Here is a 12,506-nt window from a genome sequence, read left to right as displayed (position 1 = left end):
TACATAGATTTTGTACAAACCCGCAACTGCATCAAAAATGGGTTTAGAATTAAACCTGATAATTTTCCTTGTTAAATAAGGATGTGATTTTGAATAACATCGTAAAAAATATAGCCATCTGGATCATCGTTGCCTTGGTGCTGATGACCGTTTTTAACCAATTCTCCAAGTCAGATACTGATAGCCCTGTGGTCTATTCACAATTTCTGGATATGGTGAAAGATGGCCAAGTTTCCCGCGTACAGATTGATGGACGTGTGTTGCGTTTTGAAACTATTGACCACAAGAAGCTCAATAGTTATGCACCATCTGACCCATGGATGGTGTCTGACTTGTTGAAGAACAACGTCACGGTTGAAGCTAAACCAGAAGACCAGCCTTCAGTATTGTCTAATCTTCTCTATTCATTCGGCCCTATGTTGTTGTTGTTGGCCGTATGGATTTATGTCATGCGCCAGATGCAAGGTGGCGGCAAGGGCGGCGCATTCTCATTTGGCAAGAGCAAGGCACGTCAGCTTGATGAAAGCTCTAACCACACCACTTTTGCTGACGTTGCCGGTTGCGATGAAGCGAAAGAAGAAGTGGCTGAGCTAGTTGAATTTTTGCGCGACCCAACCAAATTCCAGAAACTTGGTGGACGTATCCCTAGTGGTGTCTTGATGGTTGGCCCTCCAGGTACTGGTAAAACTTTGTTAGCCAAAGCGATTGCTGGCGAAGCCAAAGTACCATTTTTCACTATTTCTGGTTCAGACTTCGTAGAGATGTTTGTAGGTGTCGGTGCAGCGCGCGTTCGTGACATGTTCGAGCAAGCAAAAAAAGCCGCACCTTGCATTATCTTTATTGATGAAATCGATGCCGTTGGCCGTCATCGTGGTGCAGGAACTGGCGGCGGCAATGACGAACGTGAGCAGACTTTGAACCAGATGCTGGTTGAGATGGATGGCTTTGAAGCCAACTCTGGCGTCATTGTAATTGCTGCAACTAATCGTGCTGACGTATTGGATAAAGCTTTGCTTCGTCCAGGCCGTTTTGACCGTCAAGTGATGGTTGGCTTGCCTGACATCCGTGGTCGCGAGCAGATTCTGCTAGTGCATATGCGTAAGGTGCCGATTGATACAGATGTTAAAGCTGACATCATCGCTCGTGGTACGCCTGGTTTCTCTGGTGCTGACCTCGCTAATTTGGTGAACGAAGCTGCGTTGTTTGCTGCACGCCGTAACAAGCGCACCGTGGATATGGCTGACTTTGAAGATGCCAAAGACAAGATTTATATGGGCCCAGAGCGTAAATCCATGGTGATGCGTGAAGACGAACGCCGCAATACTGCATATCATGAGTCGGGTCATGCAGTGGTTGCCAAGTTGTTGCCTAAGGCTGACCCAGTGCATAAAGTCACCATCATGCCGCGTGGCTGGGCATTGGGTTTGACATGGCAATTGCCTGAGTTTGATCGCATCAGTAACTATCGCGACAAGATGCTTGAAGAAATCTCGATATTGTTTGGCGGCCGTATTGCCGAAGAGATTTTTATGAACCAGATGTCGACTGGCGCATCGAATGACTTTGAACGTGCGACTAAGTTGGCGCGTGATATGGTGACCAAATACGGTATGTCTGACAGCCTTGGTACTATGGTCTACGCAGGTAGCGAGCAGGATTCGTTTATGGGTAGCATGTCTGCCAAAACCGTATCTGAAGCTACGCAACAGAAAGTGGATGCTGAAATCCGCCGTATTCTGGATGAGCAATATGCCGTAGCGCGTAAGTTGCTTGAAGGTAATCGTGACAAGGTTGAAGCGATGGTCGTGGCCTTGCTTGAGTGGGAAACCATTGATGCCGAGCAAATCAATGACATCATGGCTGGCTTGCCGCCACGTGTGCCTAAGCCACCGCAAGTGACGCTTCCACCGCGTGATTCAGGTAGTTCAGGTCCAGCTGCAACGCCTACACCACAGCCTGCTGCTAAATCGTAATTAGTTTTTGTCTATAAAAGCCATATTCATTTTGGATAACATCCTGTAATGAATATGGCTTAATTCTTATGTCATCTCAAATGAAGTTCATCTGTAATCAATATCAACTCGATTTATCCCGCCCGCATGTGATGGGCATTGTGAATGTCACGCCTGATTCATTCTCGGATGGTGGCAAATTCGCATCCACACAAAAAGCCGTAGAACATGCGCTCAAACTGATAGAAGAGGGTGCTGATATTCTGGATATCGGTGGCGAGTCCACACGTCCTGGTGCCACCCCTGTTGAGCTTGGTGAAGAATTGAGTCGGGTAATCCCAGTGATTGAAGAACTCGTGAACAAAGTCGGCGTGCCTATTTCAATTGATACCTACAAGCCTGAGGTAATGCGCCATGCGATTGCCGCAGGTGCTGACATCATCAATGACATATCCGCATTGCAAGCGCCTGGTGCTCTGGAAATCGTTGCTAACAGCAAAGCTGGCGTATGCTTAATGCACATGCAAGGCACGCCACAAACGATGCAACAGGATCCGCAATACCAAGATGTTGTTACTGAAGTGATTGAATTTCTGAAGCAGCGATTAACTGCAGCCAATGAAGCGGGTATAGCCTCAGAGCGCATATTGCTTGACCCTGGTTTTGGCTTTGGTAAGCGTACAACGCACAATATTGCCCTGCTACAGGCATTGCCGCAGATACTGGAATTAGGCCGCCCGCTGCTGGTTGGGTTATCGCGTAAATCCATACTTGGCCAGCTAGTTGGCGCAGATGTTGATCAGCGGCTGCATGCCAGCTTGGCTGCATCCGTGATATCTGTGATGAAAGGCGCTAGAATAGTCAGGGTTCACGATGTAAAAGCCACAGTAGATGCCCTGAAAGTTGTGGCAGCGCTACTTAATTAAATTGAATTTATGACAAAAAAACTTACAAAAAAATACTTTGGTACTGATGGCATTCGTGGTCGCGTCGGTGAATACCCCATCACTCCAGACTTCGTGATGCGTCTTGGCTATGCCGCTGGTTTAGTGCTCACCGGTTTGGATTCACATTTGGCTGCAGGTGCACGCCCAACGGTGTTGATTGGTAAAGATACCCGTATATCTGGCTACATGCTTGAGCCCGCTTTGCAGGCAGGCCTATCTGCTGCTGGCGTCGACGTTCTACTAACTGGCCCTATGCCTACGCCGGCGATTGCTTACCTCACCCGAGCATTGCGCGCGCAGGCTGGCATCGTAATCTCTGCTTCGCATAATCCGTTTGAAGATAACGGCATCAAGTTTTTTTCATCTTTAGGCACTAAGCTGGATGATGACATTGAGTTTGCAATTGAGGCAGAACTGGAACGCCCAATGCAGATCAAGCCATCGGACAAGCTAGGCAAGGTACGGCGTATTACTGATGCAGGTGGGCGTTATATCGAGTTTTGCAAAAGCACATTTCCTACCGACCTGGATTTACGCGGCTTAAAAATCGTGCTCGATTGCGCGCATGGCGCAACCTATCACGTAGCTCCGCCTGTATTTCATGAGCTTGGCGCCGAAATCATCAATATCGGTAACCAGCCAAATGGCTTGAACATCAACCATGAAGCGGGCTCTACCCACCCACAAGCCTTGATGAAAGCAGTGGTTGAACACGGCGCTGATCTGGGCATTGCGTTTGATGGTGATGGCGACCGTTTGGTGATGGTGGATCAGCATGGCACCTTGCTTGATGGCGACCAGTTGCTTTATATCATTGCCATGCATCGCCAGCAGCAAGACCAGCTCTCTGGTGGTGTGGTCGGTACTTTGATGACTAATCTTGCTTTAGAGCATGCCTTGGCAAAAGCTGACATTCCATTCTTGCGCGCCAAAGTAGGTGATCGCTACGTGCTAGAGCTACTAAATCAGCAAGACTGGCAGCTCGGTGGTGAAAACTCAGGGCATATCTTGTGTATGGATAAACATAGTAGTGGCGACGGCATTATCGCTGCCCTACAAGTGCTACATGCAATGCGAACTAGTAATACCAGCCTTGCCGAACTTGGTTCAGGTTTGGTGCTATACCCACAAATACTCATCAACGTTAAAGTTGCGGAGCGTATTGAGCTGGATAGCAACCAAGCTATTCAGGATTCAGTGAAGTCTGCTGAGCAAGCGCTGAATGGTCATGGTCGCGTATTGCTGCGTCCGTCAGGCACCGAGCCTAAAATTCGTGTGATGGTAGAAGGGCAAGATCATGCACAGGTTCAAGCACTCGCCGAAAGCATTGCCGAAGTCGTCCGAAAGTCAGCCGCTTAAATTCTCGACGGGCGGTAGCTAAACCGCCCGTCATCATATATTCCTCATAGCTTCATGTTTTTGTCACACACGCATGCAATTCTGCATGCATGAAAAACCAATCAATTCAGGCATGTAACTTAGAAGTCCAACAGCTTGTGTGGAGGTGTGTATGACAACGCATAAAATGGCTTTATATGTGAATCGCATCATGGCTTACGACAGCGCGCTGTGCGTCCGTGTAAACCGCACTAGCCACAACAAGCTGGTACGTATGTGGTTCAGGCTTATCAGTCGGCTGGGTGACGGTATTTTCTGGTACACCATTATGGCAGGCATCATGCTGACACAAGGTTCAGCTGGCCTGACTCCTACCATCCACATGGCGCTGGCTGGATTAACAGGCACACTGGTTTACAAATGGTTAAAAGGTAAAACACTTCGTCCACGTCCTTATGAAGTGCATACAGATATCTGGCTAACAGGCCGCCCACTTGATCGATTCAGCTTTCCATCAGGCCATACCTTGCATGCTGTGGCTTTCTGTACGGTAGCTTTGGCTTACTACCCGATGTTGGATTGGCTGCTCCTGCCGTTTACATTGATGGTTGGTATGTCACGTGTGATATTGGGCTTGCATTACCCGAGTGATGTGCTGGCTGGTGCTGCTATCGGTGGCCTGATTGCTGGATTGTCTTTCCTGATCTAGAGAAGTAATTATTAGTATCAGGAAGTTTTCGTGTTATTACTTTTGTTCCGCATCAGGTTTGAATTCTAAAGCTTGTCGTTCCAGCTCATCGTCACTTATTTTAGGCGCGTTACTGCGTTCTATGAAGTCTTCCAAGAACTCCTCAGTAGGTTCTTCCCCATGCAAGATATCTTCAAATGTCTGTGGTTTCTTCTCATTATTTAAGATACTAAACTCTTGTTCATCTGCCCTTGATTTGCCTATAACATTGTTCTTTTGATTGTACGATTCATCAAAGAACATAAGGAATGCAAGCACCAAGAATATCAGGCTAAATGCAACGTTAAGCATTGCTACACCATAGTATCCGCCTTCTTCAAACACCAGATTTTTAAAGTGGCAAATAATTGAGCCTTTACCAGCATGACATTCTTCTGGGTAAGGAATTTCGCCTTGATAAATAGCAATAGAATCGTATGCAATACATAAAAACAGTATTAAAAATATAACCCCAACAATTTTTTTATCGTTACTACTCAATGTTGGCTTCTCTAAATACTATCAATTTGAATAATTGTATTGTATTTGGCACCGTTCAAGCAAAGACAGTCAGTGTGATTTGTTTATAGGCCTGAGATATTTAGCGAGTGGAAAAGACTAATTAAGAACGTAATAGCTCATTAAAGTATTTAATAGGTGATGGGTGTTGCAGCTTCAGGTGTGATAGGCATTCTTTACGCCATTCAATCATTTCATCAATACTCAGATGTTTAAGTTCTGGTTCAAAATCAGGACGGTAGCCATTCAACACCAAGCCTATGTTGCTAATGGCGGTTTGAGTTTTGGCGATGTAGTAGGTGAAATGTTTAAATGTGCGGCTATCTGCTAATCGTACGCAGCCATAAATAACATGTGGTAAACGTACAAAGCGCAGCACATTATCCCAAAAAGCCAGCCGCTGCAGGCCAATATTGGCGCGGGTCTCGGAGCACCTGAATCTTGGTGCAATAAACTTGATTAAGGTCTTGCGGTGTTTGTTCAATACTTTGCCTGGGGACGTATCCATCAATGGCGATAAATGCGCATCCATCGCCCACTCTGAGGCAATATGCGTGATCATGCTGTTTTGTAGCCACATGGCTTCGTGGGCGGGGACAAAGTGGTTATGCGCGATGACATCCACATATAAATGGCTGGCATAGCCGATGGCAATGGCCAGTTCTTCATCAGTATCTGCACTGGCAAGTAGATGGTGTGCATTTTCCCAGTGATGTGTATGGCGAAACGCGTTGGAGACTATTGCCAGGTCTGGCAAACAGGCACCTGCCATCACCAGTTCGGGGAATTGCTTGATGGCTTTTTGCAGGCGTGGGTCAAGCAGTGGCATGGCCCACAATAAAGATTGAGCGAAATAAAGGTGGGTAACCAAGCCCCATGCGTTGGCCTCTGCTGAATACAAAGCGAATGGTAATAACCACACGAGCTTTGATAAATGAGCCTTTACTTTCATGTTGCGTAATGTGAGTTCGCAGCGTGAATGTAACATGACAGAATCATGATTTTATTGTGACAAACATAGAAGCAAGTGCTTGTTTGATATACTCCTTCCCGAATATAAGACTAATCAAATACATCACGGAATAATTATGGAAAATACAACACACGAGACTAGCCCGTTTAAAGGTAAAACCGGATTAACCCGGTTGGTTAATGCATTCGGCTACTCTATGGCTGGACTTAAAGCCGCGCACAAGAATGAGGACGCGTTCCGTCAGGAGGTTCGGCTGGCAATTGTGTTGATTCCCCTAGCCATCTATCTTGGGCATACGGGTATGGAGCGTGCCATCATGATTGCCAGTGTATTGTTGGTGATTATTGTTGAGTTGCTAAATTCATCAATTGAAGCCACGGTTGACCGCATTTCTCTGGAAAACCACCAATTGGCCAAGCAGGCCAAGGATATTGGTAGTGCTGCTGTATTGCTGAGTTTAATCAACCTAGCAGTGGTCTGGGGCTTCCTGATTTTCGGCTAATCTTCATACCGTCATCTCCCTGACACAAATTTCACATTAAACCATCACAATCAGTCGCTAGCATTTGAGGCATTCAAAGCTGGCGACTGCAATTGCGGCGCAGCTTAAACAATCTCACTTAACCCAACTCAAAGGGGCGCGCCCGTGAAAATCCTGTTTATCTCTGATGTCTATTTCCCACGTGTGAATGGTGTCTCAACGTCTATCCGTACCTTTGTCGGCCAGCTGCAGGAAATGGGACATACCGTCCATTTGATTGCACCTGAGTATGGCGTAAAGACTGAAGATGAAGCCTGGATCAAACGTATACCAGCGCGTGGTATCTATTTCGACCCTGAAGACAAACTGATGAAGTATGGCGTGGCGCTCGATAGGTTGAGTGAGCTACGCAAAGAGGGATATGACCTCATTCATATCCATACCCCATTTGTGGCGCATTACCTCGGCCTTAAGCTAGGACACCTTCTCAACGTGCCATGCGTTGAAACCTACCACACCTTTTTTGAAGATTATCTGCATCACTACCTGCCTTGGATACCTACAGGCTTGGCACGCAGTATGGCTAGGGGTATCTCACGCCGTCAATGTAACGCCGTCAATGCGATCGTTGCGCCATCCCAGCCTATGCTGGATGTGCTGCGAGAATACGGCGTTAAAGTCAAAGCCGAAGTTATCCCCACGGGCCTACAAGCGCATAGTTTTGCGCCAGCCGATGGTGATGCGTTTCGTACTAAACACGGCATTGCACTTAAGCGCCATGTGCTGCTGTATGTAGGCCGTGTTGCGTTTGAAAAGAACATCAGCTTTTTGCTTGATATGGTGGTTGAGTTACGTAAGCAGAAGCCAGGCGTATTGTTAATGATCGCCGGCGAAGGCCCTGCCGAGGCAAGCCTGCACAAAAAAGCGCAAGAGTTACAGTTGCAAAATAACATCAAATTCATTGGCTATCTTGACCGTAATACCGAGCTGAATGCCTGCTACAAAGCGGCGGATGTATTCGTATTCTCTTCAAAATCTGAAACGCAAGGCCTGGTATTGCTAGAGGCAATGGCGCAAGCCGTACCTGTGGTCGCAATTGCGGAGCTGGGCACCAAATCGATATTGATTGAAGGCGAGGGTGCTTTGATTGCACCTGAAGATGCAACCGTATTTGCTGACAGAGTATTCAGTTTGATTAATGACGATAGCAAGCGTCAGCAGTTGAGCGTAGCGGCGAAAAAATACGCTGAAAAGCGCTGGACATCACGTGCGCAGGCTGAGCGCATGGCTCAGTTTTATGAGCAGTTGTTAAGCCAAACTGGGGAGACTGAAACCAATACCAAACTGAAAATTGCCTGACAAACTTATTTATTCGTCATTCCCGTTTGCACGGGAATGACGAAACTGAGAAATCAGCAATTGCCTCTATCTATAAAAAATCAGGCGATATGGTGACCCGCAATACTGCTTGATCTTCGTGCACGCGTACTCGGCTAGAAATCCACCAAATCGCCCCTTTCTTTACACTCCAGTATTGCGGTTTTCCACTTAGAGCATAGGCGGCAGCCATTCCCAAAGTTGGTTGATGCCCAACTACCAGCACCGTGCCGTTGCCACGCGGCCAGTCTGCTGCCTCGAGAATAGCGGTTGGTGGAGTACCGGGCGCAAGTGAATCCAGTGTAGTGAATTCCATACCCAGAGTACTTGCGGTCTGCTGAGTGCGCCTTGCGGGGCTTACCAGAATTTTTGTATCTGGCGGTAAATGACGTTTTAGCCAAGTCGCCATCTTTTTCGCCTGTTGTTCACCTTTGGCCGTTAATACGCGGCTCATATCAGGAAAACTATCTTCCGCTTCGGCGTGACGCCATAAAATCAGTTCCATAGGATGGTGGTATTATTCATTAAAGACACCTGTATTTTATGCGCCACGCCACCGATTACAAAATGACATCTCCATGAATGCCCAAACATGTTAATTGATATTGTCATCAGAGAAGGGGCGTTGCTTAATAACATCCATTTAGAGCGTCTATTGGCGGTCTCTAGCAATGAGCTGGTGACTGCATCAGTGGATGCCCTGATGTGCAAGTTAATGGGTGTTGCCAAGCAGGCCGATTGGCCGATTGCGGCGGTTTCGTTGATTGGTCAATCTCAAACACTAGGTTCTCAAGTGCCAGATCAAGATTATTGGTTGATGGCGCACCCAGTGCATTTGGTATTGCAGCGCGATTATTTTTCGCTTTATCCTCTGGCGTTAACCGTGGTTTCCGAGGCTGAGCTGCAGGCGTTGATTGCACTTTTGAACCAGCACTTTATTCGTGATGGCTTGCAGTTCATTACTAGTAGTTCTGCTAAAGATGGCATTAATGGGTTTTATTTAAAGCTATCTGAAAACCCCGAGATTAGTACAACATTACCCGAGTTAGCGGCAGGGCGTGATATTCGCCAGCATATGCCGCAAGGTAAGGGCATGGCAAAGTGGCATGGAATTCTTAACGAAATACAGATGTTGTTGCATGACCATGCAATCAATCAATTACGTGAACAAAATAGCTTGGTGCCTATCAATAGCATTTGGTTATCAGGCGGTGGCTTTTACCAAGCGCCAGAACAATCAATCAAAAAAACCATTTTTGCAAAAAGCGCGTTATTGCGTGGATTGGCCTTAATGAATGGCTTGGAAGCGATGGCTATACCAGAGAGCGCTGGTCAATTGTTGAGCAAAGAAGCTGATATTTTGCTGGAAATTAATGAGGCCTTGGATATACAGAACTTTGATTTTAATAGTCTGATGAAAGCACTCAGGCTGGGCAATTTGAAGAAAATTAATCTATATATCGAACATCAGGGGCAAGTGTTGCAAGCGAACATTAAACGAATCGATACCTTAAAGTTTTGGCGCAAAATCAAGCCTATTAATAGCTATTTCAAGGAATCAGAGTTCTGATGGTAAAAGTTGTTGAACGGAGCTACGAGCCTGAGTTTCAAGCCAATCTTGTCGCCAGCGGTATACACCCTGCATTAGCCCGCGTATTGGCGGCACGCGGCATTGCGCAGGCTTCCCAGCTTGAATCTTCGCTTACAGGTCTGATTGCACCTGAAAAGCTGACAAATGCAGTAGAGGTGGCCAAGTTACTGGCCGATGCAATTGCCCAAAATAAATCACTACTAGTGATTGGCGATTACGATGCCGATGGCGCAACCGCGACTGCAGTAGCGATGCGTGGCCTGCGCAGCATGGGCGCTAAGGTTGATTTTTTAGTGCCCAACCGCTTTGAATATGGCTATGGTTTAACGCCAGAAATTGTCGCGCTCGCAGCGACTCGCAAGCCTGACATCATTATTACTGTGGATAACGGTATTGCCAGTGTTGAAGGTGTAGACGCAGCCAACAAACTAGGCATTGCCGTGCTGGTGACGGACCACCATTTACCCGCAGATACCAAGCCAGATGCCGCCTGCATTGTGAACCCTAACCAGCATGGTTGTGATTTCCCAAGTAAAAATTTAGCAGGTGTCGGCGTTATTTTCTACGTAATGCTAGCTTTGCGCGCAGAGCTCCGTACCAGAGGCGCATATGTTGATAAGCCCGAACCTAATCTTACAGAACTGCTGGATATTGTTGCTCTTGGCACAGTGGCTGACTTGGTCAAGCTGGATGAAAATAACCGTATTCTGGTCGATCAGGGTTTGCGCAGAATACGCGCTGCTAAAGGCTGCCCAGCCATACGTGCATTGCTAAAAGTTGCGGGACGAAATCCAGCATTGGTAACTGCACAAGACCTGGGCTTTAGCGTAGGTCCAAGGCTGAATGCGGCTGGCAGGTTGGATGATATGTCGATAGGTATCCATTGTCTGCTCACAGATAATGAAGACGAAGCGCAACAAATGGCGCAAAAACTACACGAGATGAACGCCACGCGCCGCGATATTCAGTCTGACATGCAAGATGCCGCCATGATTGCGCTGGATGATATTGATGCAAGCGAGCGTTTTACTATTTCGCTTTACGATACCAACTGGCATCAAGGGGTGATTGGCATTCTAGCCTCGCGCATCAAAGAGCTGCATCATCGCCCAGTCGTTGCTTTTGCCAATGCAGGTGATGGCATATTGAAAGGCTCGGCCCGTTCTATTGCGGGCCTGCATTTGCGCGATGCGCTGGATTTGCTCTCTAAAAAACAGCCTGACCTGCTACTCCGTTTTGGTGGGCATGCGATGGCGGCTGGTTTGAGCATACGTGAGGCTGATTTCAATGTATTCAACTCAAGTTTTGAGGCCGTAGTTGCAGGCCTGTTAACCCCTGCTGATTTAGAGTCTGTGGTAGAGGTGGACGGCGCACTGGATGCCATTGATATGGGTTGGGATATGGCCGCTGCTATAGAGCGCCAAGTCTGGGGGCAAGGCTTTCCACAGCCGATGTTTCAAGATGAATTCAAGGTGCTTGAACAGCGTATTGTTGGTGAAAAGCATTTAAAGCTAACTTTGGGCAAAAATCGCCAGCGGTTTGATGCTATTTTTTTTCAGCAGCAAGATTTTTTGCCTGAGAACATTAGCGCTGTATATCAGTTGCAAACTAATCAATACAATGGAAAACAATCAGTTCAGTTGGCGCTAAAACATTGGCAGCCAGCTATCTAAGGCTGATTCTCGCGTTGACCCTGCCTGGCTAGACAGGGTAAAATTCAACAAAATTCTAGGTATCAATATGCGTCGCAAGCTAGTGGTTGGAAATTGGAAGATGCATGGCTCGCTTGCACAAAACAAAGCCTTGCTGGAAGCACTCATCCCCAATTTGGCAGTACTCAAACAGGCAGATTATGCCGTCTGTGTTCCTTATCCTTATCTTTTTCAAGCTCAAAGCCTTTTGCAGGGAACCAATATCAGTTGGGGCGCACAAAATCTTGCCAAGCACGAAATAGGGGCTTATACCGGTGAAGTAAGTGCCGATATGCTCAAGGAGTTCGGCGCTAGTTACGTGATTGTTGGCCACTCTGAGCGTAGCACTGCCTACTGTGAGAGCGATGCGAATATCGCTGCCAAGTTTGTTTCAGCCCAGCGGGTTGGTATTACACCCGTGCTTTGCGTGGGCGAAACTCTGCAGGAGCGTGAGTCAGGTTTAAGAGAGCGTGTGTTGGCTGCGCAACTGGATGCGATATTGAATAGTGTGGGTGCGGAAGTGTTTACCAAGGCTGTTGTTGCTTATGAGCCAGTTTGGGCAATTGGAACAGGTTTTTCGGCTACCCCGGATCAAGCGCAAAGCGCTCACGAGTTCATTCGCGCACGTATTGGTGCCTTGCATTCTGAGGCTGCAGATAAGGTAAGAATTCTATATGGGGGTAGCGTAAAACCCTCAAATGCGTCACAATTATTTGCTATGCAAGATATTGATGGCGGTTTAATTGGCAGGGGTTCATTGAATGCCAATGATTTTGAAGGAATTTGCCGCGCTGCAAACAATTGAATATGCATTTAGATATTAAGTCGAGTTGCGCAATCTACTCGATTTCACACTGAAGATAATGCCTGAAGAAGTTAATTTTTGCTTCAGACAACCAAGATAGTAAAT

Annotated in this window: 12 protein-coding genes; 9 read left to right on the top strand and 3 right to left on the bottom strand. The window is 47.0% G+C overall.

The window, feature by feature from the left end:
* Positions 1-89: 89 nt before the first annotated feature.
* From ftsH to ZMTM_RS09280, 4 genes are all read left to right on the top strand, one after another.
* Positions 90-1,973, top strand: coding sequence for an ATP-dependent zinc metalloprotease FtsH (gene ftsH / locus ZMTM_RS09295; protein ID WP_221763611.1), 1,884 nt, complete (start codon positions 90-92; stop codon positions 1,971-1,973).
* Positions 1,974-2,053: 80 nt separating this feature from the next.
* Complete coding sequence (gene folP, locus ZMTM_RS09290) at positions 2,054-2,878, top strand: dihydropteroate synthase (protein WP_221765668.1); 825 nt, start codon at positions 2,054-2,056, stop codon at positions 2,876-2,878.
* Positions 2,879-2,887: 9 nt separating this feature from the next.
* The gene (glmM, locus tag ZMTM_RS09285; RefSeq protein WP_221763610.1) at positions 2,888-4,258 is read left to right on the top strand and encodes a phosphoglucosamine mutase; all 1,371 of its coding nucleotides are present in this window, start codon (positions 2,888-2,890) and stop codon (positions 4,256-4,258) included.
* A gap of 151 nt (positions 4,259-4,409) precedes the next feature.
* Positions 4,410-4,946, top strand: coding sequence for a phosphatase PAP2 family protein (locus ZMTM_RS09280; protein ID WP_225907001.1), 537 nt, complete (start codon positions 4,410-4,412; stop codon positions 4,944-4,946).
* Between the two features lie 36 nt (positions 4,947-4,982).
* On the opposite strand, the gene ZMTM_RS09275 is transcribed toward ZMTM_RS09280, so the two are convergent.
* Positions 4,983-5,465 carry a hypothetical protein gene (locus ZMTM_RS09275; RefSeq protein WP_221763609.1) on the bottom strand — a complete coding sequence of 161 codons (483 nt, stop codon included), beginning with the start codon at positions 5,463-5,465 and terminating at the stop codon, positions 4,983-4,985.
* A 121-nt stretch (positions 5,466-5,586) separates the two neighbouring features.
* Positions 5,587-6,471, bottom strand: a complete 885-nt coding sequence (locus tag ZMTM_RS09270; protein ID WP_225907000.1) for a zinc dependent phospholipase C family protein — start codon at positions 6,469-6,471, stop codon at positions 5,587-5,589.
* 100 nt (positions 6,472-6,571) lie between these two features.
* Between ZMTM_RS09270 and ZMTM_RS09265 the strand changes: the two genes are divergently transcribed.
* Both ZMTM_RS09265 and ZMTM_RS09260 read left to right on the top strand, forming a co-directional pair.
* Positions 6,572-6,958 carry a diacylglycerol kinase gene (locus ZMTM_RS09265; protein ID WP_221763608.1) on the top strand — a complete coding sequence of 129 codons (387 nt, stop codon included), beginning with the start codon at positions 6,572-6,574 and terminating at the stop codon, positions 6,956-6,958.
* A 144-nt stretch (positions 6,959-7,102) separates the two neighbouring features.
* Positions 7,103-8,296, top strand: a complete 1,194-nt coding sequence (locus ZMTM_RS09260) for a glycosyltransferase (protein WP_221763607.1) — start codon at positions 7,103-7,105, stop codon at positions 8,294-8,296.
* Positions 8,297-8,366: 70 nt separating this feature from the next.
* Here ZMTM_RS09260 and sixA read toward each other — a convergent pair whose 3' ends face one another.
* Positions 8,367-8,819: a phosphohistidine phosphatase SixA gene (gene sixA, locus ZMTM_RS09255; RefSeq protein ID WP_221763606.1), complete on the bottom strand. Its 453-nt coding sequence runs from the start codon at positions 8,817-8,819 to the stop codon at positions 8,367-8,369.
* 87 nt (positions 8,820-8,906) lie between these two features.
* Here sixA and ZMTM_RS09250 point away from each other — a divergent pair, with 87 nt between their 5' ends.
* From ZMTM_RS09250 to tpiA, 3 genes are all read left to right on the top strand, one after another.
* The gene (locus ZMTM_RS09250; protein ID WP_221763605.1) at positions 8,907-9,884 is read left to right on the top strand and encodes a hypothetical protein; all 978 of its coding nucleotides are present in this window, start codon (positions 8,907-8,909) and stop codon (positions 9,882-9,884) included.
* Positions 9,884-11,578, top strand: coding sequence for a single-stranded-DNA-specific exonuclease RecJ (gene recJ, locus ZMTM_RS09245; RefSeq protein WP_221763604.1), 1,695 nt, complete (start codon positions 9,884-9,886; stop codon positions 11,576-11,578). Before ZMTM_RS09250 ends, recJ begins: the two co-directional genes overlap by 1 nt.
* 67 nt (positions 11,579-11,645) lie before the next feature.
* The gene (tpiA, locus tag ZMTM_RS09240) at positions 11,646-12,401 is read left to right on the top strand and encodes a triose-phosphate isomerase (protein ID WP_221763603.1); all 756 of its coding nucleotides are present in this window, start codon (positions 11,646-11,648) and stop codon (positions 12,399-12,401) included.
* The last annotated feature ends 105 nt before the right edge of the window (positions 12,402-12,506 follow it).

The organism is Methyloradius palustris, assembly GCF_019703875.1.
GTDB classification, from domain to species: Bacteria; Pseudomonadota; Gammaproteobacteria; order Burkholderiales; family Methylophilaceae; genus Methyloradius; species Methyloradius palustris.
The sequence above is the reverse complement of the archived record's forward strand: the minus strand, read 5'-3'. Positions and strand labels throughout refer to the sequence as shown.